General features: G+C 62.2%; 21 protein-coding genes and 1 tRNA gene. 9 read left to right on the top strand and 13 right to left on the bottom strand.

From position 1 onward, the window contains the following. Nucleotides 1-7: 7 nt before the first annotated feature. Nucleotides 8-904, top strand: a complete 897-nt coding sequence (gene nudC, locus KYT97_RS07460; RefSeq protein WP_033231153.1) for an NAD(+) diphosphatase — start codon at nt 8-10, stop codon at nt 902-904. Nucleotides 905-908: 4 nt separating this feature from the next. Here the strand turns inward: nudC and KYT97_RS07455 are convergent, their stop codons facing one another. Then, nucleotides 909-1,166 (bottom strand): mycoredoxin, encoded by a 258-nt coding sequence (locus KYT97_RS07455; RefSeq protein ID WP_033231152.1) that lies wholly within the window; start codon nt 1,164-1,166, stop codon nt 909-911. Between the two features lie 102 nt (nt 1,167-1,268). On the opposite strand from KYT97_RS07455, the gene KYT97_RS07450 reads away from it, so the two are divergent. Next, complete coding sequence (locus KYT97_RS07450) at nt 1,269-3,392, top strand: ATP-dependent DNA helicase UvrD2 (RefSeq protein ID WP_033231151.1); 2,124 nt, start codon at nt 1,269-1,271, stop codon at nt 3,390-3,392. A gap of 373 nt (nt 3,393-3,765) precedes the next feature. Continuing rightward, on the top strand, nt 3,766-4,056 hold the full coding sequence (locus tag KYT97_RS07445) for a WhiB family transcriptional regulator (protein WP_045070502.1): 291 nt from the start codon (nt 3,766-3,768) through the stop codon (nt 4,054-4,056). Between the two features lie 17 nt (nt 4,057-4,073). On the opposite strand, the gene KYT97_RS07440 is transcribed toward KYT97_RS07445, so the two are convergent. The 3 genes from KYT97_RS07440 to KYT97_RS07430 all read right to left on the bottom strand — a co-directional run bounded on the left by KYT97_RS07440 (nt 4,074) and on the right by KYT97_RS07430 (nt 7,834). Further along, on the bottom strand, nt 4,074-5,393 hold the full coding sequence (locus KYT97_RS07440; RefSeq protein ID WP_092801093.1) for an ABC1 kinase family protein: 1,320 nt from the start codon (nt 5,391-5,393) through the stop codon (nt 4,074-4,076). 7 nt (nt 5,394-5,400) lie between these two features. Beyond that, the gene (locus KYT97_RS07435; protein ID WP_219111990.1) at nt 5,401-6,294 is read right to left on the bottom strand and encodes a hypothetical protein; all 894 of its coding nucleotides are present in this window, start codon (nt 6,292-6,294) and stop codon (nt 5,401-5,403) included. 109 nt (nt 6,295-6,403) lie between these two features. Continuing rightward, nucleotides 6,404-7,834, bottom strand: coding sequence for a zinc-dependent metalloprotease (locus KYT97_RS07430; RefSeq protein ID WP_033231148.1), 1,431 nt, complete (start codon nt 7,832-7,834; stop codon nt 6,404-6,406). Nucleotides 7,835-7,925: 91 nt separating this feature from the next. Between KYT97_RS07430 and KYT97_RS07425 the strand changes: the two genes are divergently transcribed. Further along, nucleotides 7,926-8,972, top strand: coding sequence for a YlbL family protein (locus tag KYT97_RS07425; RefSeq protein WP_179300731.1), 1,047 nt, complete (start codon nt 7,926-7,928; stop codon nt 8,970-8,972). Nucleotides 8,973-8,979: 7 nt separating this feature from the next. On the opposite strand, the gene KYT97_RS07420 is transcribed toward KYT97_RS07425, so the two are convergent. Then, complete coding sequence (locus tag KYT97_RS07420; protein WP_033231147.1) at nt 8,980-9,582, bottom strand: PPA1309 family protein; 603 nt, start codon at nt 9,580-9,582, stop codon at nt 8,980-8,982. Between the two features lie 147 nt (nt 9,583-9,729). Here KYT97_RS07420 and KYT97_RS07415 point away from each other — a divergent pair, with 147 nt between their 5' ends. Further along, nucleotides 9,730-12,687, top strand: coding sequence for a UPF0182 family protein (locus KYT97_RS07415; protein WP_033231490.1), 2,958 nt, complete (start codon nt 9,730-9,732; stop codon nt 12,685-12,687). A gap of 98 nt (nt 12,688-12,785) precedes the next feature. Here KYT97_RS07415 and KYT97_RS07410 read toward each other — a convergent pair whose 3' ends face one another. Further along, nucleotides 12,786-13,340 carry a transglycosylase family protein gene (locus tag KYT97_RS07410; RefSeq protein WP_219111989.1) on the bottom strand — a complete coding sequence of 185 codons (555 nt, stop codon included), beginning with the start codon at nt 13,338-13,340 and terminating at the stop codon, nt 12,786-12,788. A gap of 444 nt (nt 13,341-13,784) precedes the next feature. Here KYT97_RS07410 and KYT97_RS07405 point away from each other — a divergent pair. Beyond that, nucleotides 13,785-13,858 (top strand) — tRNA-Met (locus tag KYT97_RS07405). A gap of 76 nt (nt 13,859-13,934) precedes the next feature. Here the strand turns inward: KYT97_RS07405 and KYT97_RS07400 are convergent. The 4 genes from KYT97_RS07400 to KYT97_RS07385 all read right to left on the bottom strand — a co-directional run bounded on the left by KYT97_RS07400 (nt 13,935) and on the right by KYT97_RS07385 (nt 17,369). After that, nucleotides 13,935-14,579, bottom strand: coding sequence for a GntR family transcriptional regulator (locus tag KYT97_RS07400; protein WP_045071140.1), 645 nt, complete (start codon nt 14,577-14,579; stop codon nt 13,935-13,937). Between the two features lie 49 nt (nt 14,580-14,628). Continuing rightward, the gene (locus tag KYT97_RS07395) at nt 14,629-15,690 is read right to left on the bottom strand and encodes an isopenicillin N synthase family dioxygenase (RefSeq protein ID WP_219111988.1); all 1,062 of its coding nucleotides are present in this window, start codon (nt 15,688-15,690) and stop codon (nt 14,629-14,631) included. A 36-nt stretch (nt 15,691-15,726) separates the two neighbouring features. Beyond that, the gene (locus tag KYT97_RS07390) at nt 15,727-16,491 is read right to left on the bottom strand and encodes an ABC transporter permease (protein WP_202025990.1); all 765 of its coding nucleotides are present in this window, start codon (nt 16,489-16,491) and stop codon (nt 15,727-15,729) included. A gap of 95 nt (nt 16,492-16,586) precedes the next feature. Then, complete coding sequence (locus KYT97_RS07385; RefSeq protein ID WP_033231143.1) at nt 16,587-17,369, bottom strand: ABC transporter ATP-binding protein; 783 nt, start codon at nt 17,367-17,369, stop codon at nt 16,587-16,589. Between the two features lie 208 nt (nt 17,370-17,577). Here KYT97_RS07385 and KYT97_RS07380 point away from each other — a divergent pair, with 208 nt between their 5' ends. From KYT97_RS07380 to KYT97_RS07370, 3 genes are read left to right on the top strand one after another with little or no spacing between them, the layout of a single operon-like run. Beyond that, nucleotides 17,578-18,804 (top strand): nitrate ABC transporter substrate-binding protein, encoded by a 1,227-nt coding sequence (locus tag KYT97_RS07380; RefSeq protein ID WP_245006050.1) that lies wholly within the window; start codon nt 17,578-17,580, stop codon nt 18,802-18,804. A gap of 19 nt (nt 18,805-18,823) precedes the next feature. After that, nucleotides 18,824-19,801, top strand: a complete 978-nt coding sequence (locus tag KYT97_RS07375; protein WP_045070488.1) for an isopenicillin N synthase family dioxygenase — start codon at nt 18,824-18,826, stop codon at nt 19,799-19,801. 38 nt (nt 19,802-19,839) lie between these two features. Continuing rightward, nucleotides 19,840-21,171 carry an amidohydrolase family protein gene (locus KYT97_RS07370; protein ID WP_219111987.1) on the top strand — a complete coding sequence of 444 codons (1,332 nt, stop codon included), beginning with the start codon at nt 19,840-19,842 and terminating at the stop codon, nt 21,169-21,171. Here KYT97_RS07370 and KYT97_RS07365 read toward each other — a convergent pair. The 3 genes from KYT97_RS07365 to KYT97_RS07355 form a co-directional block, all read right to left on the bottom strand. Next, a complete protein-coding gene (locus tag KYT97_RS07365) occupies nt 21,168-22,793 on the bottom strand; it encodes an acyl-CoA synthetase (protein WP_219111986.1) in 1,626 nt (541 codons plus the stop codon). The genes KYT97_RS07370 and KYT97_RS07365 overlap by 4 nt on opposite strands. Nucleotides 22,794-22,883: 90 nt before the next feature. Further along, complete coding sequence (locus tag KYT97_RS07360) at nt 22,884-24,086, bottom strand: acyl-CoA dehydrogenase family protein (protein WP_033231139.1); 1,203 nt, start codon at nt 24,084-24,086, stop codon at nt 22,884-22,886. Nucleotides 24,087-24,113: 27 nt separating this feature from the next. After that, entirely contained in the window at nt 24,114-25,529 is a 1,416-nt protein-coding gene (locus KYT97_RS07355; RefSeq protein WP_045070477.1) for an acyl-CoA dehydrogenase family protein, read from the bottom strand. Between the last annotated feature and the right edge of the window lie 14 nt (nt 25,530-25,543).

The following is a 25,543-nucleotide window of genomic DNA, read 5'->3' as shown; positions in this document are numbered from 1 at the left end:
CGTCAGCGTGAACGACTTCCAGCTGACCGAAACGCCTCTGCTTTCCCGCTCGAGTGTCGGCCGCGCCGAGGAATTACGGTCCGACGCAGCCGCACTGACCGCGGGGTGGAGTGACGCGTCGCTCTTGCGAGTCAACTCGCGCGGTCAGGTGAAGGTGTCAGGCGGGCAGTTGGTGTTCGGCGAGGCCACCGACCTGGGTGCGGAACCTGTCCGCGGCGCAGTGTTTCTCGGAATTCGTGACAACAAGCATGTATGGGCTGTGCGCGTGTCACTCCTTGCCGGAGAACTGTCGGATCTGCGGATGTTGGGCGGAACGCTCGACGACGCGGACGCAGGTCTTCTGACGGGCGCGATCGCCATTCTCAACTGGCACGACAGTGCCGGATTCAGCTCGATCGACGGGGCTCCGAGTGAGCCGACGATGTCCGGGTGGTCACGCATTTCGACGACCACCGGCCACGAAGAGTTCCCGCGCACCGACCCGGCAGTGATCTGCCTGGTGCACGACGGCGCAGATCGAGTACTGCTGGCTCGCCAGCCGACGTGGCCGCCGCGACGATTCTCGATCCTGGCAGGCTTCGTCGAAGCTGGGGAGTCACTCGAGACGTGTGTGGTGCGCGAGATCAAGGAAGAAGTGGGCGTCGACGTCCACAGCGTCCGGTATCTGGGTAGTCAGCCGTGGCCGTTCCCGCGTTCGGTGATGCTGGGATTCACGGCGATCGGCGACCCCGCCGATCCGCTGGTGTTCGCGGACGGCGAGATCGCCGAGGGAGCGTGGTTCACCAAGGAAGAGGTGCGATCTGCTCTCGAACTGGGGGACTGGGCGTCCGACGCCGACGCGCCGTTGCTCCTACCCGGTTCCATCTCGATTGCGCGAGGAATGCTCGAGAGCTGGGTCAAATAGAGCCCTACAGTCCGAGGGCCTGCTTCACCTGATTGAGCGACGGGTTGGTCGCGACACTTCCGTCGGCGTACTTCACCGTCGGGACGATGTGATTGCCGTCGTTGACGCTGCCGACAAATTCGGCTGCCGACGGATCGTTCTCGATGTCGATTTCGGTGTACTCGATGCCCGACGCGTTGAGCTGGGTCTTGAGGCGGCGGCAGTAGCCGCACCACGTGGTCGAGTAGATGGTGAGGGCAGGAGCTTTTTCGGAAGTAGTCACGGCGCATATAACACCACGAGTTCGGTTGTTGTTCCGTAACCGGCCGTGTTCGCTTGCCCACATACGCTCGGGCACGCGGCGGCGCTGTCGGTACGTCCTGCCATGATGGTGCTCATGCCTGCGGACACCGGACTGGACCCGGAACAATCAGCCGCCGTGCTCGCTCCACGCGGCCCGGTATGTGTACTCGCGGGTGCCGGAACAGGCAAGACACGCACGATTACCCGGCGAATCGCCCACCTGGTTGCCGACGGTCATGTGCAGGCCGGGCAGGTCCTGGCGGTCACGTTCACCGCGCGCGCAGCCGGTGAAATGCGCGGCCGACTGCGGGAATTGGGTGTTGGTGGCAGCGGCCCCCAGGTACAGGCGCGCACGTTCCACGCTGCTGCGCTGCGGCAACTCAAGTACTTCTGGCCGCAGGTGATCGGCGATACCGAATGGCGTCTGCTGGATCGTAAGTTCGCTGTTGTCAGCAGCGCCGCAGCCCGGGTTGGTTTGCCGACCAGCACCGAAAGCGTGCGCGACCTCGCGAGTGAGATCGAGTGGTCCAAGGCGTCGCTGATCGCGCCCGAGGATTACCCGCGCACCATTGCCAAGTTCCGCCGGGAGGCACCGGCCGATCCGGCAAAGGTGGCGCAGGTTTATGCGGCGTACGAGGAATTGAAGGCGCGCGGCCAGGACGGCATGCTGCTCGATTTCGACGATCTCCTCTTGCACACCGCTGCTGCCCTCGAGGAGCACTCGTCCGTGGCCGACGAGTTCCGTGAGCGCTACCGCTGTTTTGTCGTGGACGAATATCAGGACGTCACGCCGCTGCAGCAGCGGGTTCTCGACGCGTGGCTCGGCGACCGCGACGATCTCACGGTGGTCGGCGACGCCAACCAGACCATCTACTCGTTCACCGGAGCTACACCGAATTACCTGCTCGACTTCTCGCGGAAGTTTCCCGAGGCAACAGTGGTCCGGCTCGAACGTGACTATCGCTCCACACCCGAGGTCGTCTCGCTGGCCAACCGGGTCATCGGCGCTGCCACCGGGCGAATCGCCGGTACCCGATTGCAACTCATCGGACAACGCGCGCCGGGTCCCGAGCCCGAGTTCGCGGAGTTCAACGACGAACCGTCCGAGGCACTCGCGATAGCCCGGTCGGTGAAACGTCTGATCGCCGCAGGCACACCGGCGGCGGAGATCGCGATCCTGTACCGGATCAACGCGCAGTCCGAAGTGCACGAGCAGGCACTCACCAAGCTCGGCATCCCGTTCCAGGTGCGCGGCGGCGAGGGTTTCTTCACTCGTACCGAGGTTCGTCAGGCGGTGACGGCGCTGCGGCAGGCCGGCGGTCGTGACGACCTTCCTGAAGGGGCAGACAGCGGCTCAGGACTTCTCTCGCTGGTCCGGGCGGTACTGGCACCACTCGGACTGACCAACGAGGAACCAGCCGGTACGCAGGCGCGCGAGCGCTGGGCGTCACTGACCGCGCTCGTTGCGCTCACCGAGGAGCAGTTGGTGCACGATCCCGAACTGACGCTTCCCGGTCTCTTGCAGGAGTTGACGGCGCGGGCCGAAGCGCGGCACCCACCGACGGTCCAGGGCGTCACGTTGGCGTCGTTGCATGCCGCCAAGGGCCTCGAATGGGACGCCGTTTTCCTCGTGGGTCTCAACGACGGCACCCTCCCCATCCAGCACGTGCTCGGCGATTCCAACTCCGCCCCCGATGAGGCAGCGGTCGAAGAAGAGCGTCGACTGCTCTATGTCGGTGTCACCCGCGCCCGTGAGCATCTGCACTTGTCCTGGGCGTTGGCGCGCAACGAGGGCGGCCGGAAATCCCGACGCCGCTCACGGTTCCTGAACGGGTTGATCCCCGAGGACTCGCCGGCCTCACGAATTGCCGCGCCCGCGCAGTCTGGCAAGAAGCGTCAGCGTTGCCGTGTCTGCGGAAAACCGCTCATGGGAACGTCGGCCACGATGCTCGGTCGATGCGAGAATTGTCCGTCCAACATCGACGTCGAATTGCTCGAGAACCTGCGTGCGTGGCGTCTCGACAAGTCACGCGAGAAAAAGGTGCCTGCCTACGTCGTGTTCAGCGACAACACGCTGACTGCGATCGCCGAGCAACGACCACAGGACGCTCGGGGCCTGGTGGCCATCAATGGAATCGGACCGAAGAAACTCGAGGACTACGGCGAAGACGTCCTCATTATTTGCAAAACTGCAGGTCAAAAATAGGTTGTGCAGTTTCCGAGAATTCTCTAGTCTGGTTTCCAGTGCTACGGGGAGACTCGTGCGCTGAAAATTATCCGGACCGATCAGAAATGGAGGTGGCAAAAATGACGAACATGATTTCGTACCCCGTGCGTGAACAGTTCGCTGTTGCCGCCGCCCAGCTGCACCCAGCAGCAATCAGGTCCGTGTCTCTAAGCCATCGAGAAAATCCTCGATAGGACACATCCGTTCACTTACGGCCACGGACCCCGCATTACGCGGACCGTGGCCTTTGTGTTGGATCCCGTGCTTTCCGGTTTCCCGCTCGGTTGTGGTTCGCACCCATCGAACCCATTTTTTGCGACACGCCTGTCGCATCCAAGCTAGGAGAGACGAGTTGTCTACCCAGACATGTCGAGCCGTCACATTCATCGAGATCGCTTCCACCCGCCACGACCTGCCGTGCCGCGTATCCGATCCCGATCTGTGGTTCGCGGAGTCCCCGGCAGAACTCGAAAAAGCCAAGGCGCTCTGCGCGCAGTGCCCCATCCGCTCCCTCTGCCTGGGTGCAGCTCTCGACCGCGAAGAGCCGTGGGGAGTGTGGGGCGGAGAAATCCTCGACCACGGTGCCGTCATAGCAACCAAGAGGCCGAGGGGCAGACCACGTAAGCAACTCGTGTGCGCCTGAGGAGCCGGTTACACCTGTTACACCTGTGGCTCCGCAAATCCCGGCAGCCACCGGGTCAGGATCTCCATGTACGGGGCGTACGCGTCCAACTGGGCACAGATGCCCACCGAGCCGAGGAGGACTCGGAAGATCATCAGGTACTCGGGCGGCAAGTTGAGTGCCCGGGCCGTCCGGAACTGCGCGCTGTTGAAATCGGTCGCAGTTCCGGCGGCTCGTTGAAGCCAGGTTCGAGTGAAGTGAAACGACTCGGTCTGAATCGGATCGGTGAACGGACGTAGGTAGTCGGCGATTTCCTGTTCGGTGACGGTGCGGCCTGGAATGACAAAACCGTTGGCGCGCAACAGTTCCGTCAGTTCGTCGAATCGTTCGTCGACCGCCAGTCTGACCATTGTTCCCAAGACGGTGGGTAGCCCGCCCGGGAACGGGGCCGCCGCACCGAAATCGATGACACCCAACCGGCCGTCGTCGAGCAACATGAAATTCCCGGGGTGCGGATCGCAATGCAGCAGGCCGACGCGCGCCGGTGATGCGAAGTGGAACTCGGCGAGCAGCGCACCGGCTGCATTGCGCTGGTTCGGCGTTCCGCTCTCGATGATCCTGGTCAACGGCGTTGCCGTCATCCATTCGGTGACAACAACTTTCGGTGCGCTGGCAACAACGCGCGGGATGAGGAACTGGGGATCGCCCTCGAATTCCGCGGCGAATGCGCGCTGGTTGTCAGCTTCGATCCGGTAGTCGAGTTCTTCCTCGGTTCGCGCGGTGAACTCCTCGATGACCGGACGCACGTCGACGCCGGGCATCACCGATCCGAACAGTCCCGCAAACCGAGCGAGAGTTTTGAGGTCGGCACGCAGGGCTTCGTCGGCGCCGGGGTACTGCACCTTGACGGCCACGTCGCGTCCGTCGGACCACACGGCCCGATGGACCTGCCCGAGGCTGGCCGATGCGGTGGGGGTGTCGTCGAAGGATTGGAACCGATCACGCCACTTGGTTCCCAGTTGCTGATCCAACATCTTGTGGACCTGCTTGACGGGCAACGGCGGCGCGGCGGCCTGGAGCTTGTTCAGGGACTCGCGATACGGCTCCGCGAATTCCTCCGGAATGGCCGCTTCCATGACGCTGAGCGCCTGGCCCAGCTTCATGGCGCCGCCCTTGAGTTCACCCAAAACCGAGAACAACTGCTCCGCGGCCCTGGCGCTGAGCTGGGCGTCGATCTGGTCCTTGTCACCACCGGCGAGCTTGCGTCCGAAGCCCATTGCGGCCCGCCCGGCCATCCCAATCGGAATGCTTGCGAGTTTGGCAGTACGGGCAGAGCTTTTGCGCGGGATGTCGGACACCCCACCATCATGTCTGACGGATGCCACCGGCGCCCGTCACGGGTGCGAGGTAATGGCAACTGCACGACGTTTGTCGAGGCCAGCGACGTGTCGTGATGCGATATGGGACAAGATCGATCTCGAGGGTAGAGAACAAGCTGACCGGCGCCGTCGCTTCGGACGCACTGATCGCCGACTCGATCTCGGACAGAGCGAGCGCGGTGGTCGCATGAATCATCGCGGGATCGGCGTAACCGGCGCTACCGAGCAACTGCGCCGCCAGGTGCAGCCAGTCCGGATCATGGGCCGCCCGGGTGATGTCGGCGCATCGCAGACAACTCGAGTGCCCGGGCAGCACCAATGGCCCGACAACGCCGCAGCCGTCGCGCAGGTGAACGGCAAGGTGGGGTATGCCGTACCGGACGAGGTCGGCACATAGACGAGGATCGGTGACCACGTCATCGGTCAGGACAACAAGTGCATTCCGCCACCCGGCAACGACGTGGCTGCTTCGGTAGCCGTGTGAGCGATGGACGGAAGAGCTGCCGTGACGCAGAGCCTGGGCTATGGAGTCGGACAGCGGTCCTTGCCCGTGGACGCGAATCGATCCTGTGTCGGCGCGCTCGCCCCGACTTGCCCGGAGGTATCCGCTTGCGGTGAGTTCGGCGAGCAGTTCGGTCATCACTGCGGCGCTGATACCGCGCCCCGTCGCAGTCCACATGATGGTCGCGATACTCGTGTGTCCGTCCATCAAGCGGAGTAGGGCTTGCAGGTCCCTGCCGTCGATTCCGTCAGGGGGAGTCAGGATCACAGCTTTCCCCGGGCGCCATCCGAGTTGAAGCCGGCCGTCCGGGCGCAGAAGAACAACGATCCGTGGATCCCATTCGGGACCCACGGATCGTGTGGTGTTCGGTGTGCTCATTCACCGATAGTGCCAGTGAGCTGAGCTCTCCGGATTGCGAAAATCGTAGTTATCCACAGGCTTTCGAAGCGCTGACCTTGCACTTCGGCGTGGATCGCAACTTTTCGGTTTACTTGTCGTCCTGGCCGTCGTCAGCCGGCTTGTCCGATTTCGGCTTGTCTGTTTTTGTCTTGTCCATGGCTTCTTCGGCGGCCCGTTCCTTGGCCAGCAGAGCCTCGAGCTGAGCCATCGGATCGTCGAAATTGCCGGACTCGCCACCACCGGTGACACGTTCGATGAACGAGGTCGGGGCATCGAGGTCGCTGGAATCAGGCAGCAGATCCGGGTGCGACCAGATACCGTCGCGGGCTTCCATTCCGGCTTCGGCAGTCAAGCGCTGCCACAGAGTTGCGGCTTCGCGGACCTTGCGCGGACGCAGTTCGAGTCCGACGAGTGTTGCGAACGTCTGCTCTGCCGGTCCGCCGGTGGCGCGTCGACGGCGAAGCGTCTCGCTCATCGCGGCAACACCGGGCAGGCGTTCACCGAGTCCGGCGGTGACTACCGTCTCCACCCAGCCCTCGACCAGAGCCAGCAGTGTTTCGAGGCGCTCGAGAGCGGCCTTCTGCTCCGGAGTGGTCTGCGGTTCGAAGGTGCCCTGTTGCATCAGGGCTTCCAACTTGGCGGGATCGGCCAGAGCCGACGGGTCGAGATCCTTGGCGAACTCCTCCATCGCCGAGAAGTCCATGGTGATCCCGCGGGCATATTCCTCGACGGTGGAGAGCACTCGCTGGCGCAACCACGGCACATGGCTGTACAGGCGATGGTGAGCAGCCTCACGTGCGGCGAGGAACACCAGGATTTCCTGATTGGGCTGTTCCAGCCCGTCACTGAACGACTGAACGGCCGCGGGAAGAAGAGCGGCGGTCCCTGCCGGGCCAAGGGGGAGGCCGATATCAGTGGAGGACAACACTTCCTTGGACAACTGGCCGAGAGCTTGGCCGAGCTGTGAACCGAATGCGAGTCCGCCCATCTGCGTGAGCATTCCCATCATCGGGCCGGCCATCTGAGCGGCCTCGGGCGGCAGGCCCTGAGCCCACATCCCCGACACCTTCTCGGCGACCGGATCGCACAGGCGCTTCCAGGTGTCGATGGTGTTGTCGAGCCAGTCGTTAGCTGTCCACGCAACGGTCTTGGTGGCGCCGGCGGGCAGCGTCGTTGCAGCGTCCAGCCACAGTTCCGCAAGGTGGGCCGCGTCGGCGATGGCCTTGACGTTGCCCTCGGTGATCGGTGTGACAGAACCGATCTGCTGGCGCGCGAGTTTCTTCGCGACGTCGTAATTGACAGGACCCGATCCGCCGGATCCCATCGACGAACCCATGCCACTGAGCATCTGGCCGAATTGCGTCAGCATCTGCCCGAGTTGTGCGGGGTCGAAACCTTCACCGCCCGCACCGAATCCGAACGGCATGTCACCACCCCCGAACGGATTGCCACCGGCCGCGTTCTTGTCACGGTCGGGATCGTCGTCGGAGTTGGAGAAGCCGAACGGCATGTTGCTCATACCTCAACGGTACAAGGGTTGGAGGCCTCGAGTAATGCGCGCTGTCACGCTGATGGCGAACAGCGGAGGCAATGGCTCTACCCTGGACAAGGTGAATCGACGGATCGTGACTCTCCTGGCCGCCCTAGCTCCCATCGTCGTCTTGGGCATCGTCGGATCGCTCGTCACCGTTCCGTACGTCGCGCTCGGGCCGGGACCGACGTTCAACACGCTGGGCACAGTCGACACCACCGTCGACGGCAAGCAGGTCACGAAATCCGTGGTCGACATCGAGGGCACCGAACTCGATCCGACAACCGGCAACCTCAATATGACCACCGTCTCCGTTCGTGACGGCCTCAATCTCTTCGAGGCTTTTGGTCTCTGGGCCAGCGGCGAGCACGGATTGGTTCCCCGTGCCGAGGTGTATCCGCCGAGTAAGTCGAAGGAAGAAATTCAGCAGGCCAACACGGCTGACTTCCAGCAGTCCGAGAACAGCGCGGAACTCGCGGCACTCAACTTCCTGGGCAAGCCAGTCGCGTTGACCGTCACGAAGGTCACTCCAGACGGTCCCGCCAGTGGTGCATTGGTCGAAGGTGACACGCTGGTGAAGATCGGTGATACCCCCGTCGACACCGTCGGTGCGGTGCAAGAAACCGTTGCGGCGATAGCGCCGGGCACGCAGGTGCCGGTCACCGTGATTCGCGGCGGTGCCGAAACGACAGTGCCCGTGACTGTCGGAGCCCGGCCGAACCAACCCGAACTCGGATACCTCGGCATCACGCCGGAAGAGGTTCCCGACGTTCCGTTCGACGTGACGTTCAACCTTGCCGACATCGGTGGACCGTCAGCCGGCCTGATGTTCACCCTCGCGCTGTTGGACAAGCTGACGCCAGGTGAACTCAACGGAGGTCAGTTCGTCGCGGGAACCGGGACCATCGATTCGGACGGCACCGTGGGGCCCATCGGAGGAATCCGCTTCAAGCTCATCGCAGCCGCGGACGCCGGTGCTTCGACGTTCCTCGTCCCTGCGCAGAACTGCGACGAGGCAAAACAGAACGCGCCGGACGGGCTTCGACTGGTGAAGGTCGACAACCTGTCCGGCGCGGTTGACGCACTCGACAGCCTCAACTCGGGCGGCGAAGCACCCAGCTGCTAATCCTCTGCTAGTCGTCTTCGACTTCGTCCAGCGTCGCGTACAACGCATGAACGATGTGAGGAGCCAAACCGTCGTACGTCAGAAGCGCCGGCTCGGCGTAGGGATCTGCGTCCTCGTCCGGGCGCATCTGCAACAGCGACAGGGACGGGCCGTCGCGGAGGACGCCGACAAACAGGCGTGCCGCTCGTCGGTCCGGGTGCGCGTCGGCCGTCAGTCGGGCAATTTCGTCAGCCGCGTGTTCGTCGGTCAAGACCGGCTCGACGGCATGGTCGAGATCCGATTCCGCGGCGGGCGGCAGAACCACGATTTCCTGCACGAGGATGCAACCCTCGACGGAGTCGGGCCAATTGGTCGTGGCCAGGAACTCGTCGAGTGCGCGTGATCCGCCGATGATGTCGTCGGGGAGTGGCTCCTGTTCGATCGGGGTGTATTCGGCCCCGTCCTCGAGTTGGTCGAGCAGGCCCGGTTCGGCTGCGGCAAGCAGCTCGGTGGGTACCAGGGCATACAACTTGGGTGGCTGATCCCAGCCTTCGGCGTCGATGTGGTCGACAACTTCATGAACGCACCGGGCTAGCGCCTTCGGTGACCTGTTCGGATTTTCTTCACTCACCCGTTCATCCTTGCACCTCGTGTTGTCACGCCGTGACTGTTGTTACGTAGAGTGGTCCGAAACGGCCAAGTCCACTCGGGCATGGCTGCACTGATCGATGCACTCGGTTGCGGCGCCTCGGCGTCGCCGAATCTTGGAGCGTGGCACGTGGGCATGCGGCCCCCCGCAGGTTTACCCTCTCTGTCCAGACGCAGTCGAATCCTGTTGGGGGTAGCCGTAATTGTTGCGGTCCTCCTGCTGATCGGTCCGCGACTGATCGGCATGTACACCGATTGGCTGTGGTTCGGCGAAGTCAATTTCCGAGGTGTTTTCACCAAGGTTCTCCTGACCCGCGCGCTGCTCTTCCTCGTCGTGGGTGTTGTGGTCGGTGCCATCGTGTGGTTGGCGATGATGCTCGCGTACCGCTCGCGTCCTGTTTTTGTTCCGGTGTCCGGTCCGAATGATCCGATCGCGCGCTACCGCACCACCGTCATGTCGCGTCTGCGTCTGTTCGGTGTGATCATCCCGATCGCAATCGGACTGCTGTCCGGGTTGATCGCGCAGGCCAACTGGGTCACGGTCCAGTTGTTCTTCAACGGTGGTTCGTTCGGGATCTCCGATCCGCAGTTCAACCTCGACGTCGGTTTCTACACCTTCGATCTGCCGTTCTACCGCTTCGTGCTGAACTGGCTGTTTGTCGCGGTTCTCCTGGCGTTCGTAGCGAACCTTCTCACGCACTACATCTTCGGCGGCATCAAACTCGCCGGTCGCGCGGGAACGTTCACCACGGCTGCTCGCATCCAATTGGCAGTCTTGGCAGGAACTTTCGTTCTGCTCAAGGCAGTTGCGTACTGGTTCGACCGGTACTCGCTGCTCTCGAGCGATCGTAAGGAGCCAACGTTCACTGGCCCCGGTTACACCGACATCAACGCGGTGCTGCCGGCCAAGCTGATCCTGCTGTCCATCGCAGTGATCTGTGCGCTGGCGTTTTTCGCAGCCATCTTCACGCGGGATCTCCGCATTCCGGCGATGGCTGTCGCTCTGCTCGTGCTGTCGTCGGTTCTGGTCGGTGCCGTGTGGCCGATGATCGTCGAACAGTTCTCGGTCAAGCCGAACGCCGCAGACAAGGAAAGCGCATACATCGAGCGGAACATCGCCGCCACCAGGCAGGCGTACGGCATCACCGATGACAAGGTGACCTATCAGCCGTATTCGGGTGACGGCACCGCAATTCCGCGCGACGTTCCGGCGGACGTCACGACCATTGCAAACGCACGCTTGCTGGATCCCAACATTCTTTCGCCCACGTTCACACAGCAGCAGCAGCGTCAGAACTTCTACGGATTCCCGCCGTCGCTCGACATCGACCGCTACGAGGTCGCGGGCGAAATGCAGGACTACATCGTTGCGGCGCGTGAACTCTCGCCCAACAACCTGCAGGGCAACCAGACGGACTGGATCAACAAGCACACCGTCTACACACACGGCGACGGCTTGGTGGCAGCGCCGGCCAACAGGATCACCGCTCCGGTCCTCGATCCGACCAAGGAAGCAGCCAACAACAACGCGGGTTACCCGATCTACACGGTAAGCGACATCGCGTCGTTGGCCGCAGGAACGCAGGTCATTCCGGTCGATCAGCCACGCGTTTACTACGGCGAGGTCATCGCTCAGGGCACCGCGGACTATGCGATCGTCGGTGGGGCGAGCGGCTCCGAACCGCGTGAGTACGACACCGAGCAGACCAAGTACACGTACACCGGATCCGGTGGTGTCGATATCGGAAACTGGTTCAATCGGTTGGCGTTTGCCGCCAAGTACACCGAGCGCAACATCCTGTTCTCCGGTGCGGTCGGCTCCGATTCCAAGATCATCTACAACCGTGACCCGCGCGATCGCGTCGGCCAGGTTGCTCCGTGGCTGACAATGGACGGCGACGCCTACCCGGCTGCTGTCGACGGCAAGATCGTCTGGATCGTCGACGCGTACACAACGCTCGAGAACTACCCGTACGCGCAGCGCAGTTCGCTCGAGGGCCTGGTGGCCGACAGTGTCGACGCCACCACTGGCCGACTCCTCCCGAAGAAGGAGGTGTCGTACATCCGTAACTCGGTGAAGGCCACCGTCGACGCTTACGACGGCACGGTCACGCTGTACCAGGTCGATGACAACGATCCCGTCCTCAATGCGTGGAAGGGTGTGTTCCCGAACACCGTCCAGCCGCAGAGCGCGATTTCCGACGACCTGCGTGCGCACTTCCGGTACCCGGAGGATCTGTTCAAGGTCCAGCGCGAGATGTTGGCGAAGTACCACGTCGACAACCCGACCGAGTTCTTCACCAACAACGCGTTCTGGTCGGTACCCAACGAGCCGACGGTCGAAGGTTCCAACCAGAACGAGCCGCCGTTCTACGTGATGGTCGGCGATCAGGAGACCGGTGAGCCGGCGTTCCGCCTCATCAGCCCGATGGTCGGCTTCCGTCGTGAGTTCCTCTCGGCCCACATTTCGGTGGATTCGGATCCGAAGAACTACGGCAAGATCACCGTCCTGCAGTTGCCGACAGACAAACAGACGCAGGGTCCGTCGCAGTCTCAGAACTCGATGATCTCGGATCCGCGAGTGGGTTCGGAGAAATCGATCCTCGAGAGAACCAACACCATTCGATACGGCAACCAGTTGGCGTTGCCGATCGCAAAGGGCGGCATTCTCTACGTCGAGCCGATGTACACCGAACGCAGTAACGCCAGTACGTCGTTCCCGCAGCTCTCTCGCGTCCTGGCCAGTTACCAGGAACCGGGTGTGTCCGGTCGTGTTCGGGTCGGCTACGCGTCGACGCTGGCCGAGGCTCTCGGTCAGATCTTCGACAACGGCGGTGCTGCCGGTGTGGCAACGGCTCCGGGCGGAACGGCCGAGACTGCGCCGACTCCGGATACGAGCACGGAAACCAATCCGACGCCCGGCGCCCCGGCCCCGGCTCCGACCGACACCGCGGCGGTTGTCGCGGAACTCGATGCAGCGCTGGTAAATCTGCGAGCTACCCAGCAGAGCGGTGACTTCGCTGCATACGGTGCGGCGTTGGATCGTCTGCAGAAGGCAGTTGACGCCTACCAGGCGCTGCCGAAGTAAGGGTTGTCGTAGCAGAACGCGAAGGCCCACCATCGAAATCGGATGGTGGGCCTTCGCGTTTGTGCTTGTGCGTTGTGGGTTGTGCTTGTACGCCGGTATCAGCGCAGTGCTGCGAGCACCTGCGGGTTGGTGTCGGCGAGCTGCTGGAACTGCGCGCCGAAACCGTACTGGTCGGCAAGCGCGCGAGCGGAGTCGTAGGCCTGCTGTGCTGCGGGCTTGACCTCGGCCGGGATCTGGATTGCGGCGATGGGTGCTTCGACGACGGCCGGTGCTTCTTCGACGACCGGTGCGGGCGCCGGAGCCTGCTCCTCGGATGCGACGGTCAGGTGCCTGCCGCAGCTGGGCCATGCGCCCGGGCCCTGGGACTGCAGGGTGTTCTCGGCGACGCGGATCTGCTCTTCCTTCGACGCGTTTGCGGGGGAGCCGGAGCCGCCGTTGGCGGTCCAGGTGCTCTGCGAGAACTGAAGTCCGCCGTAGTAGCCGTTGCCGGTGTTGATGTTCCAGTTTCCGCCGCTCTCGCAGGCTGCGACGCCGTCCCAGTTGTGGGTGGCTGCGGATGCGGTGCCGGTGGAGATCGTGAGGGGTACTGCAACGAGGGCGCCGGCTACGGCCAATGTGCCTACTGCACGCTTGCTGATGCTGGTGTAAGACATGGGGTAAATCCTCTCCGCGCTCGCTGACAACGGCGGGCCTGCGGGTCGAGGTGATGCTTTCGTCCCGGGCGCTTCTCTCTCCGTGTCTCTGCCCCTCGAAGGTTTCGGGGGTTCCGATCCCGCGGGGCAGAGTCAGGCAGCGGCGGGTCGGCGTTCGCCCGGTTGATTCGGGCCGGGATCGACCGTACGGGAGTTGCTTTCAAGGTTCACTTCACAGTTTTACGAGCTGACTGTTCGGTATCGGTCCGGAAAATTCGGACAATCGCCAGGTCAGATCCCAGCGATGCGGATTCGAGGTGACTCCGTTACACGTTTGTTATGTGTTGATGGTCACGGGGAAATTGTGAAGCCGGTCACTGGAAATCGTGGTTCTGGGCTCGGATGTGACTCTGGCGCAGGCGATTTGCATTCTGTTCACCGGCTCGTGTAGTTTTATCCATGCATCGCGGGGTGGAGCAGCTCGGTAGCTCGCTGGGCTCATAACCCAGAGGTCGCAGGTTCAAATCCTGTCCCCGCTACTAAAGAAAGAACCGCCGCACTGGAATCCAGTGCGGCGGTTCTTTTTTGTCAGTGTGTGTTGGCGTGTGTCGGTGTTCAGCAGCGCGTCGTACGGACGAGTAGTCCGGCGACGTGAGCGCTCGCGGCGGCGCGGGCAGCAACAGCGTCACCGGTCTCGATGGCCGAGACGATCCGGGCATGCTCGGCCACGGCGAGCCGCCGGTTCAGATCCGAACCCCACATGTCCGTCCGAAACAGATGAGATTGACCATCCAGGCGGTGCAGAGCGTCACGGAGTGGGTCGTTGGCCGCTGTTTCCCGAATCAGATTGTGGAACTCGAGGTCCAACGCGGAATCGCGACGCCGATCCGGTGCGGTGTCCAACAATTCACGTTGTTCCTCGACCATCTTGTTCAGTTGGGAGACGATGTCGTGAGTGGCGCGGGTTGTAGCGCTGAAAGCCGCAAGGCCGTCCAGGACCTCGCGGACCTCGAACACCGCGCGCAGTGAGTCCGCATCGAGCGATTCGACCTTCGCACCGGCGTTGCGGGTGTGTACCGCGATGCCCTCGTAGATCAATTGCTGAACGGCCTCGCGAACCGGCGTTCTACTGACATTCAGCTTGGATGCGAGTGCGGGGACACTGAGCGGCGTGCCTGGGGCGAGTTCGCCGGAGAAGATGAGCTCTCGCAGAGTCTCGTGTACCGACTCGGTCAGCGGTGCACGTTCGGTTGTGGTCATGATTTCTTCTTCGTCATGGATTTCGTGGTCCCCTTGCACAGTGCTGACATTACCCGGCCGCGCGTACTCGTTCGGCTTCTCGAAAGCCCCCACCCGGGGCAATCCCACCTTTCAATCCTGCGACCTTGGCCGCGATGTTCTCGGCAATCGTGATCGGCGGATACCCGACCTCGCCGGGCTGCAATGTTCCCGGTAGCGCCTCGATGACGGCGTCGTAGTTTCCGTCGAAAAAGAATGCGGCAGAACGCCGTCTGATGATCCGACCGTCGACGATCGGCGGATCGACGCGGTGAATCGTGGACCGCCAGCGGTCGTTGGTCCAGCGAGCCATCGCGTCGCCGAGATTGATAAGCAGGGCGTTGTCCGCTGGTTGGGCGTCATGCCAGAGATTGTCGGCGCCCAGGATCTGAAGGCCGGGCACCTGATCTGCCCAGAGGATGGTCAGAATCCCGAAGTCGGTGTGAGCGCCCATACCGGTCATTTCCCCGGGCATCGCGATCTCGCTTTCGGGGAGTGCGTAATTGTTCATTTTCAACGCATTGATCGAGTGGTCGAGCATGGAGTCGAAATATCCTTGCTCCAATCCCAGCGCATCGGTGAACGCGCGCATCAGGATTGCAGCCAAAGTCTGTGCGTGGGAGAAGTATTGATCGACAGCAGGTCTGAATCCAGGTGCCGCATCCGGCCAGGTGTTGGCGGCGTAACTGGATTCGGGGAGGTCGAGGTCCGGGTAGTCGGCGGCCTCGGTTCCGACGACGACGGCTTCGTAGAAATCGTTCATCATATTCGCGGACGCGACACCCAGGCTCATGCTCAACGACTCCGACTTCGGCGGAGAGTATCCACGGTTCTCGGACGACGAGCGGGCGTACGTCTTCTTCACGTCCAGGGGCAGGGCGAAGAACTCGTCCAGCGCGCCGGCCAGTCCGTCGATCGATTCGCGTGGAATTCCATGTCCCACAATCTGAATGAAGCCGACTTCGCGGCAAGCCCGGTCCAGGTCGGTAGCGACGGCGGCGCGGGCAGCATCGTGGCGCTCGTCCGGCGAGTTCGCGACGTATGGGCTCATGACGTAGGGGCTGATGTCGATGGTGGGAATCTCGAAGCTCATGTCGGTAGGTCCTTGTTTCGATGGGGAGTAGGTCGATCAGCGGCCGGACGTGTGCCACTTACCGACCAGAATGCGGGAGAGGTATCCGAAAGCGGAGAAGACCAGGACACCGAACAGTGAAGCAATGACGATCGCGCCGATCAGATCCTCGGACTGAAGTCGGCTGCGGTAGACGTCGAGAAGGGTGCCGATGCCGGGTTGTCCTTTTGCGAAGAACATGTCGCCGATAATGGCACCGACCACAACAAGTCCGGACGCGGTGCGGATGCCGGTGAGAATGGCAGGCATCGCCGCTCGCAGTTCGAGCTTTACCAGCCGATCCCAGCGCGATGCGCGTCCGAGGGTGAAGAGTTCATGCAGTCCCCGGTCCACGGACTGCAAACCGAAGTGGGTGTTGGTGATGATGGGGAACGCCGCGATCAGTACACACACCAAGGTGCGGGCAGTCATGCCGTAGCCGAACCACAGGCCGATCAACGGGACTATCGCGAGAATGGGAATGACCTGAAGCACAACGGCATACGGGTAGACGATCCGCTCGATCCACTTGGCCTGACTCATCAGTACACCCGTTCCGACGCCGATTGCAACGGCGACGACAAATCCCACCGCCGCGACCTGCGCGGTGACGGCCAGCGCTTCGAGCATCGGACCGAGGTGTTTCCAGTCGAGTAGCGACTGGGTGAGCACCCGACTTGGGGGCGGCAGCATGAACTGGCGTTCGGGTGAGAGGACCAGGTTGCTCACTATCGACCAGAGTGCGAGGGCGCCGGCCAACGAGAGAAGGGGAAACGCGATCATGCTCCCGATCCTCTTCAGGCGTGGCTTCCAGTGCTGCGTGGGTAGGGAAGTTGCTGTGGTGCTTACTACTTCGCGGCGAAGTGTAAGTGCTTCGGTCATCGGAGGCTCCCGTGCAGACTGGCCGAAATTTCGGCGACGTATTCGGTGAAACGGGCGTCGTACCGCAGTTCCGGGCTGCGTGGGTAACCGAAGCCGATGTCGACGACAGAATGGATGCGACCAGGTCGCGCGGTCATGATGACAACCTTGTTGGCGAGATACACCGCCTCGGACACGGAATGCGTGATGAACATAGCGGTGAATCCCTTGTCCGCGTATAGCCGTTGAAGTTCGACCTGCATGTCGAGGCGCGTCATTTCGTCGAGAGCACCGAACGGCTCGTCCAGGAGCATGACCTCCGGAGCCAAGGTCAGAGCCCGCGCGAGAGACACTCGCATCTTCATGCCGCCGGACAGTGCATTGGGCAATTGCCCCGAGAAGTCTCGTAGACCGACAGCGTTGATGGCTTCGCCGGCGCGTTCACGACGGAGGGCTTTGGACACGCCGCCCAACTCGGCCGACAACTCGACATTGGATTGCACTGTTCGCCAAGGTAACAGCGTCGGCTCCTGGAAGATGAAGCCAACCGATTCGGTGTCGAGGGCAACGGATCCGCTGGTAGGACGCTCGAGGCCGGCTGCCATGCGCAATAGTGTCGACTTGCCGCAGCCGGACGGGCCGACCACGGCCACGAAGTCGCCACGGCGCACATCGAGATTGATGCCGTCCAGTGCCACCGTGCCGGTGTCGAATTTCTTCACTACATCGGTGAAGGCCATCTGCATGGACGTGGTCAGTCTGCGTGCGTCGGTGTCTTGCATCGTGTTTGCGAGTTTCATCCGTGCCTCCGGATCTTGTGATGCATGCAAAATATCTGCGTTCTGATGGGATTGAGTGTGGATTGCATGTATGTCGGGCGGATTTCTCAGTGTTAATTGATTGTGACATTGCAGGTGAATCGGTTATCTCGAATGATTAACCTGCGAGAAACAAAGCGGCATCTGCATGTAATCGAAGTGCTACAGACTCTGCTCATCCCCAATCTGCATGCCAGTCAGAGTCACTGCAGTCAGAGTCCCTTCATTTCGAGGAGAACCCGTGAATTCCAAACGTACAACCGTGGGAACCGCCAGTATTGCCCTCGCATTGCTCGCTGCATTCGGGTTGAGTGCATGCAGTTCGAGTGACGCCGACACGGCCGTTGCGTCGGAAGCGCTCGAGCCCGCTGCGGAGGGCCAGACACTAGCCGGCGTGTGCCCGGAAAACGTTGTAGTGCAGCTGCAATGGCAGCCGCAGTCGGATATGGGCGCGCTGTTCGAGATGCTCGGGCCGGGATATACGGTCGACACGGACGACAAGTCGGTCAGTGGCACTCTGGTCGCGGGTGGCAAGGATACCGGCGTCGATCTCACACTTCGGGCAGGTGGCCCGGCGATCGGGTTCCAGTCCGTCAGTTCTCAGATGTACGTGGACGATTCGATCACCCTGGGTCTGATCCATGGCGATCAGGTGATCGCCGCGTCGGCGAGTCAGCCCGTCATGGCGGTGACTCCACTACTCAAGTACAGTCCGGCAATCGTGATGTGGGACCCTGCGTCGCACCCTGATTGGAAGAGTGTTGCCGACATCGGCAAGACCGATGCAAGCGTCGTGGTGTCCAAGGAACAGTTGTTCCCGCAGTGGCTGGTTGCGAAGGGGTTGTTGAAGCAGTCTCAGCTCGACACGAGTTACGACGGCGCACCGTCGCGGTTCGTCGGCGACCCGACCATTGCGCAGCAGGGATTCGCGAATTCCGAACCGTACACGTACGAGAACGAGACGCCGGCCTGGGACAAGCCGGTTTCCTTTGACCTGCTGAAGGATTCAGGCTTCGACATCTACGCGTCCAATGTGTCGGTCCGCGCCGACAAAGTAGAATCGCTCTCGTCCTGCCTGACCAAATTGGTTCCGATCATCCAGCAAGCGAGCGCCGACTACATCACCGATCCGGCCGCGGCCAACAGCGCGATCGTCGACGTTGTCTCCCAGGATATTTCGTTCAGTCCCTACACCGAGGGCGAGGCTGCCTTCAGTGCTCAGATGTTGAAAGACGAAGGTTTGATTGCAAACGAGGCTGACGGTTCGGTAGGAACCTATGACATGGCCAGAGTCACCCGAAACGTCGCCGACCTGACGCCCGTTCTGGTGGCCGGCGGTGCAGCGATTCCGGATTCACTGACCGCAGAACAGATCTACACCAACAAGTTCACCAACCCGTCCATCGGAATCCGCTGATCAGGAGACTGGAAAAATCATGACGTACGAGATGACCGAACTCAACCGTGAGAGCCGTATGGGCGGCCTCGGTACCGAAACAACCGACCGCGAAGTGCGACGGATCGATCTCTCCGACTTCGAGAACCGCCGCAGCGAGATAGCGGACGAGTTATGGTCGGCTGCAACCGATATCGGATTCTTCCAGGTTGTCAACCACGGAATCGACATCGGTGAGGTTCGCAAGGCGTTCGCTGCCACGGAGAACTTCTTTGCGCTACCCGATGAGGTCAAGGCCCGATATCCACTCAAGAAGGGATTCAATTCCGGCTGGGAGAGCATGTCGCAAGTGCGGCCGTCGATCGGGACGCCCGATCAGAAGGAGTCCTACCAGGTAACCCGCCCCCACATGGGTGACCTGTGGCCCACCGACGACGAACTCGAGGGCTTCCGCGAAACGATTCTCGATTTCGAGGCACGGTGCTGGGGCGTCGCGATGGCCCTGCTCTCGTGTTTCGCAGACAAACTCGGATTCGAGCGGGACTTCTTTGCGAAAGCCCACGATCCGTCGGTGACCAGTTACCAGAGCACCCTCCGGTTGCTGCACTACTTCCCGCTCGCTCCCGATGCCGATGTCGCAGGAATGTGGCGCGCGGGCGCGCACACCGATTTCGACTGCCTGACCTTGCTCTTTCAGCGCGACGGTCAGGGCGGGCTGCAGTTGTGCCCGGGTAAGGAGATGGAGACCCAGGAATGGACGTCGGTGGAACCTGCCGAGGAAGCGATCACTTGCAACATCGGTGACATGTTGATGCGATGGAGCGACGATGTGCTGCCGTCGAACTTTCATCGCGTCAAGAGCCCAGGCCTGAACGACTACCGGGGCCCTAGATACAGCCTGGCTTTCTTCGCGCAGGCAAACCGCGACATCATGATCGAAGGTCCGGCCGGGAAGTATCCGCCGATCACCGCCGAGGATTATCTCTACCAGCGCGTGAATGCCAATTTCGCCCGCTGAGCCGACCGAAGATGCCGACCGAAGACACGGAGAAAACGATGAATACCGCACCCGCCAGCATCACCATCACCGACGTCACCGTCTACAGCGGCAGGCAATGGCTCGAAGGTCGAGACGTCGTGGTGACGGACGGAATTGTCACCGCGATCGATGCGTCGCGCGGTACGTCGGCTCTCGGTGACCCGAAGGCCGGAAGTGTTGACGGATCCGGCGCTTACTTGATTCCCGGATTCGTCAACACGCACACGCACATTCAGCAGTCGCTGATGCGGGGGATCGCGGAGGGAACTCCACTACTCGAATGGCTGCTTGCCGTTGCCGAGGAATCCGTGCTGATCACCCCGGAAAAGGCGTACACCGCAACAGTTGCGGCCAGCCTTGAGGCCTTGCGGAGCGGTACCACCACATTGGTGGAACACATGTGGCCGCACCCGTCGAGCGAGGTACACGACGCTGTCATCCGGGGATTGCACGACACCGGGATTCGCGCCCTGCTGGGGCGTGGGGTGGGGGATCGATCGGACCCGACGCGTAAGTGGGGCTTCGATCCGCGGCTTTTGCAGCCATTGGGCGACGTCCTCGATCACACCGATCAGATCATGCGAGACGTTGCCGGATCGCGCATCGATGCGGCTGTGGCAGTGCCGAATCCGAGATCGCTGACTCCGGAGGGAATGGCGCAGGTGCGTGAATTCGCTCAGGCGCGCGGACTGACCGTATCGATACACCTGCTCGAGACACAGACCGACAATATGATGTGTACCGAACATACGGGGATGGGTGCGGTCGACTTTCTCGACGCGAACGATTTCCTGTGGGATCGAGTTCTCGCGGTTCACTGCGTCGAACTCGATGATCGTGGTCAGAAAGTGCTGGCAGAGAGAGGAGTTGGCGTCTCCTACAACCCGGTGAGCAACATGCGACTCGGTAGCGGGGTCGCACCGGTGCCGAGCTTCCTGGAAGCCGGCCTCGCAGTGGGGCTGGGGGTGGACGGCGCCGCCAGCAACGACACGCAGGACATGCTCGAGACCTTGCGTACCGGTGCCTACGTGCAGCGGGCCACCCGAGCGCGTGCGGACCTACTCGGATTTGGTGCCATGATCGATATCGCCACCGGCGGCGCCAACAGTGCACTCGGCTTGCCGCCGCGATCAGGCGGTGTGTCTGTCGGAGATTCTGCTGATCTCACCATGATTCGGTTCGAGAGGGACTTCGGATGCCTGCCGGTGCGCGACCCGGGTGCATCCATTCTCACGACCGGAACCCGGCAGATCGTCGACACCGTTCTGGTTGCCGGCGAGGTTGTCATCCGGGACGGGCACTCGACGCGGGTGGACGAGGCTGAGCTGATCAGTGCACTGTCGGCCTAAGTCTTGTCGACGTCCATTTCGATCAGTACGCGGCGCAACAGCTTTCCGGTTGCGTTGCGGGGGAGTTCGTCGATGAACAGGACTTCACGGGGCACTTTGTAGCGCGCCAAGTTGGTGCGGACGTGAGATTTCAGATCTTCGGCGTTCTTGTCTGCACCGGGGGCGATCACAACGAAGGCGCGCAGTCGATGCCCGAAATCCGCGTCCTCCACTCCGATCACCGCAGCTTCCAGCACGTCCGCATGATCAGCTAGGAGGTTCTCCACTTCGAGGGGATATACATTTTCACCGCCCGAGACGATCATGTCGTCGTCGCGGCCGTCGACGAACAGCAGGCCGTTGGCGTCGAAGTGCCCGACGTCGCCGGTGGAGAGGAGTCCGTTGATGCGCTCCTTGTCGCGGCCGTCGGTGTAGCCCTCGAAGCTGAGGCCGCTCGAGACGAAGATTCGTCCGATCGTGTGGGGGGAGTTGATCTTCTGATTGTTGTCGTCGAACAGTTCGACGTGGCACGTGACGGGCGCCCGGCCGGCAGTGCCCGGCGCGATGGTGAGATCTTCGGGTGTGGCGACAGTGGCGACCGCTACTTCGGTGGAGCCGTACAGGTTGTAGAGGACGTAACCGAATGCCTCCGTCACTCGTTTGCAGAGATCAGGTGAGAGGGACGACCCTGCGGAGAAAATGATCTTCAGCTGTGAGGTGTCGTATTTCGACAGCACTTCGGGGCCGAGATCGATGATGCGGGTCAGCATGGTCGGAACCACGACAAGGCTGTCGCACTTGTGTTGCGCCACAAGCTTGACCGTGTTCTCGGGATCGAATTTCCGGTGCATCACGACGGTTTGTCCCAAGCCGAGGGCGAGCGCGAACTGGGAGACGCCGGTGCCGTGGAAGGCCGGCGCCGCCATCATCATTGTCTGCCCGCGGCGCAGTGGTACCCGGTCGAGGAACTGCGCTGACGCCAACGGCGAGGTGTGGCTGCGCGGCGCGCCTTTCGGGGTTCCGGTCGTTCCGCTGGTCAGAAGTACGAACCCGCCACTGCGTTCCGGCGCCGGCACTGCTGAGGTTCCTCGTCCCGCAATGACGTCGTCGAGTGTGCGGATGGTGGTGTTTTCGCGCTCTGCCCACGCCCGGTATCGCCTTGTGTCCGCAGGGAGGGCGTCGGCGACTTCGGTGAACTCGTCGTCGTAGACAAAGGCCGCGACATTTTCACGGGCCGCGACGTCGACCAGTTGAGGGCGCGCAAATCCCGTGTTCATGAGGACAAGTTTGGTGCCGTTCTTGGCTGCCGCGAGCATGGTCAGAACCAGGCCACGATGGTTTCGGCACATAGCGCCCATCACCGAATCGGATGTGATGCCATCGGCCTGCCAGGCCCGTACCAGTGCGTTGCTCTGCCGTTCCAGTTCGGCGTACGTGATGGGTCCACGTTCGTCGATGATGGCTACCGCATCGAGGCCGTTCTCGGCATGCGCGTGGACGGGACCGGCAAATGGTCCGTACTTGTCCACAGCTGCAATGGATTTCAGACCCTTGTCGAGGCGGGGAAACGGAATCAGTCCCGCTCGTGTCATGACTCCCACGGCGCCGATGGTGTCTGTGATCTTGGTGACCAATCCGGGCATGGGTAAACCTCTTCCGAGCGTCGGTGAAAGGACCGGATCTCAGCCTAATCGAAACCGGACGCTTTCACCGACGATCTCGGTGCCGTGTTTTTACTTCAGTTCGGCAGACGTCTTTCCCAAGAGACGACGGGCAATGATCAGCTGCTGAATCTGCTGAGTGCCCTCGAAAATGTCGAGAATCTTCGAATCCCGACCCCACTTCTCCAGCAGTGGACGCTGGGAGTAGCCGTACGTTCCGGCGAGTTCCACTGCCTTGAGGGTGATGTCGGTGCCCGTGCGGCCCGCCTTGGCCTTGGACATCGACGCCTCGAGGGAGTTCGGCTTCTTGTTGTCTGCCATCCAGGCTGCGCGCAATGCGAGCAGGTAGGCGGCTTCCCAATCAGCTTCCATCCGAAGGAACTCGGCCGCCGCGGCATGCTGGTTGTAGGCCGGTGTGTCGTACGAGATCTCGACGCCGGCTTCCGTCAGGATAGTGCGCAGTTCTTCGAGTGCGGCGCGGCCGACGCCGATAGCCATGGCGGCGACCATCGGGCGGGTGTTGTCGAACGTCTGCATGACGCCGGCAAAGCCCTTCTCCACGTTGACCTCTGCGCTGCCGAGGATGTTGTCCGCGGGGATTCGGCAGTCCTGGAGCAAGAGTACGGCGGTGTCGGACGCTTTGATGCCCAGCTTGTGCTCGAGGCGGGCGACGCTCAGGCCCGGCGCGTCGCGCGGCACGACAAACGACTTGATTGCGGCTCGGCCCTTGGATTTGTCGACCGATGCCCAGACGACGATGTGGGTGGAACGCTCACCGGCGGTGACAAAGATCTTCTCGCCGTTGAGAACCCACTCGTCGCCGTCCAGAACTGCTGTTGTGGTGACTGCAGCCGAGTCGGATCCGAAGCTGGGCTCGGTGATGGCCATCGAAGCCCACACCTTGCCGAACCGTTCGAGTTGCTCGTCGGTGGATACGGCTGCAATCGCGGCGTTGCCGAGGCCTTGGTAGGGGATCGAGAGCATGAGACCCACGTCGCCCCAGGAGGTTTCGAGGGAGTTGAGCAGTGCCGACATGTTGCCACCGTTGGCATTGCCGGTCTTGCCGGAGTCAGCTCGGCCGCCGGCAGCGCCGCCGATGTCGCCACCCGAGTCGGACAGACCCTCGACCATGGCGGCCATGGTGTCGAGTTCGACCGGGTACTCGTGTTCGGCTAGATCGTATTTACGTGAGATGGGTCGGAAGATCTGAGCTGCGACCTGATGCGCCTGGTTCGCGGATGCTTTGAGCTTCTTGGGAAGTTCGAGATTGATCATCGTGGTTCTCCTGAAAAGTCAGCGGCGTCAGATGAGGACAATGCCCTCGGCAACGCCGATGGCTCGAAGGTCGCGGTACCAGCGCTCGACCGGGTGTTCCTTGGTGAATCCGTGCCCACCGAGGAGTTGCACGCCGTCGAGGCCGATCTGCATGCCCTTTTCGGAAGCCAACTTCCGGGCGAGGGCCGATTCACGAGCAAAGGACAATCCCTGCTCGGCACGCGAAGCGCCACGCAGCGTGACCAGGCGCATTCCGTCCAGTTCGATGGCGATGTTGGCCACCATGAACGCAACTGCCTGCCGATGGCTGATCGGCTCGCCGAATGCTTCGCGCTCGTTCACGTACGGAATCACGTAGTCCAGCACGGCCTGGCTGGTGCCAACCGCCATCGATGCCCATCCGAGACGAGCGAGGCGGATCGCGTCGGCGTACTCGGCCTTGCGCTGATCGGCGTCGCCGTCGCCGAGAAGTGCGGATTCGGGGACCGAGACATCGGTGAGGATCAGGCGACCGAGCGATGCGGCCCGCAGTCCCATGCTGGGGTCAGCTTCGACGACAAGGCCTTTGGTGTCCGACTCGACGATGAAGAACGACGGCTTGCCGTCGAGTTCCGCGGCGATGACAAAAAGTTCCGACGTTGCAGCGGCCGGTACCAGGCTCTTGACGCCGTTGAGGCGGTATCCGCTGGGGGAGCGAACGGCCTTGGTCTGCAGTGCGAAGGGATCGAACAGCGCGCGAGGCTCGTTGACTACCACTGCGGCACCGGGAACCTGCTCACCGGTGAATGCGGGGAGATACGTCTTCTGCTGCGCGTCGGTGCCCCACTGAGTAAGGGCGACAGCTACGCCGCTGGGAGCGAGGATCGGCAGTGCCAGCCCCATGTCTCCGTGTGAGAGCGCCTCGGCGACAAGCGAGTTGGTGACCGCGCCGCGATCGGATGCGGCGCCGTCGAGTTCCTCGGGGACGTTGATCAAGGTGATCCCGAGTTCGGCCGCCCGCTTCGTCAGATCGGCAGGAGCGGCGGCGGCCGCATCGGCATCGTGTGCTGCGGTGCGCAGGATTTCCGATGCAAAGTCGCGCACGGTTTCGACGATCATCTTCTGGTCGTCGTCGGGCGTGAGGTCGAAGTAGTCCGAGTTTTTGGCGGGGTTGTCCGGCAGTCGCTTGGGCGCGTCGTTGCCGGCCACCTTCTTGAAACCGCGCGTAGCGGCGCCGAGAGTCTTGAAGCCGGTCTTGGTGCCCTCGTAGGTAACCCGGTCGATGGTCTGGCGCAGGTTGAACTTTTCTGCGAATTCAGAACCGGTGATCTTGGTCAGCACGCGCATGGCGGTACCCATCGCATCGCGCTTGACGGGGTTGAGGCCGACTGCGGACGTGTCGCGGGGGTGCGCCGTGGCATGGCTCTTGCTCGGGGCCACACTGTCTTGCTTGGTCATGATCACCAGGGGTTTCTCGG

The sequence above is a fragment of the Rhodococcus globerulus genome, assembly GCF_019334125.1.
In the GTDB taxonomy this organism is placed as follows: Bacteria; Actinomycetota; Actinomycetes; order Mycobacteriales; family Mycobacteriaceae; genus Rhodococcus_F; species Rhodococcus_F globerula.
Note: the sequence above shows the minus strand (reverse complement) of the source record. Positions and strands in the feature narration are given on the sequence as shown.

What these genes read in the sequence shown, in the direction of transcription:
- KYT97_RS07450 (WP_033231151.1), top strand. Translation starts at nt 1,269, where the DNA reads ATGATGGTGCTCATGCCTGCGGACACCGGACTGGACCCGGAACAATCA.
- KYT97_RS07435 (WP_219111990.1), bottom strand. Translation starts at nt 6,294, where the DNA reads ATGAGCACACCGAACACCACACGATCCGTGGGTCCCGAATGGGATCCA.
- KYT97_RS07430 (WP_033231148.1), bottom strand. Translation starts at nt 7,834, where the DNA reads ATGAGCAACATGCCGTTCGGCTTCTCCAACTCCGACGACGATCCCGAC.
- KYT97_RS07410 (WP_219111989.1), bottom strand. Translation starts at nt 13,340, where the DNA reads ATGTCTTACACCAGCATCAGCAAGCGTGCAGTAGGCACATTGGCCGTA.
- KYT97_RS07400 (WP_045071140.1), bottom strand. Translation starts at nt 14,579, where the DNA reads ATGACCACAACCGAACGTGCACCGCTGACCGAGTCGGTACACGAGACT.
- KYT97_RS07395 (WP_219111988.1), bottom strand. Translation starts at nt 15,690, where the DNA reads ATGAGCTTCGAGATTCCCACCATCGACATCAGCCCCTACGTCATGAGC.
- KYT97_RS07390 (WP_202025990.1), bottom strand. Translation starts at nt 16,491, where the DNA reads ATGATCGCGTTTCCCCTTCTCTCGTTGGCCGGCGCCCTCGCACTCTGG.
- KYT97_RS07385 (WP_033231143.1), bottom strand. Translation starts at nt 17,369, where the DNA reads ATGAAACTCGCAAACACGATGCAAGACACCGACGCACGCAGACTGACC.
- KYT97_RS07380 (WP_245006050.1), top strand. Translation starts at nt 17,578, where the DNA reads ATGCCAGTCAGAGTCACTGCAGTCAGAGTCCCTTCATTTCGAGGAGAA.
- KYT97_RS07375 (WP_045070488.1), top strand. Translation starts at nt 18,824, where the DNA reads ATGACGTACGAGATGACCGAACTCAACCGTGAGAGCCGTATGGGCGGC.
- KYT97_RS07370 (WP_219111987.1), top strand. Translation starts at nt 19,840, where the DNA reads ATGAATACCGCACCCGCCAGCATCACCATCACCGACGTCACCGTCTAC.
- KYT97_RS07365 (WP_219111986.1), bottom strand. Translation starts at nt 22,793, where the DNA reads ATGCCCGGATTGGTCACCAAGATCACAGACACCATCGGCGCCGTGGGA.
- KYT97_RS07360 (WP_033231139.1), bottom strand. Translation starts at nt 24,086, where the DNA reads ATGATCAATCTCGAACTTCCCAAGAAGCTCAAAGCATCCGCGAACCAG.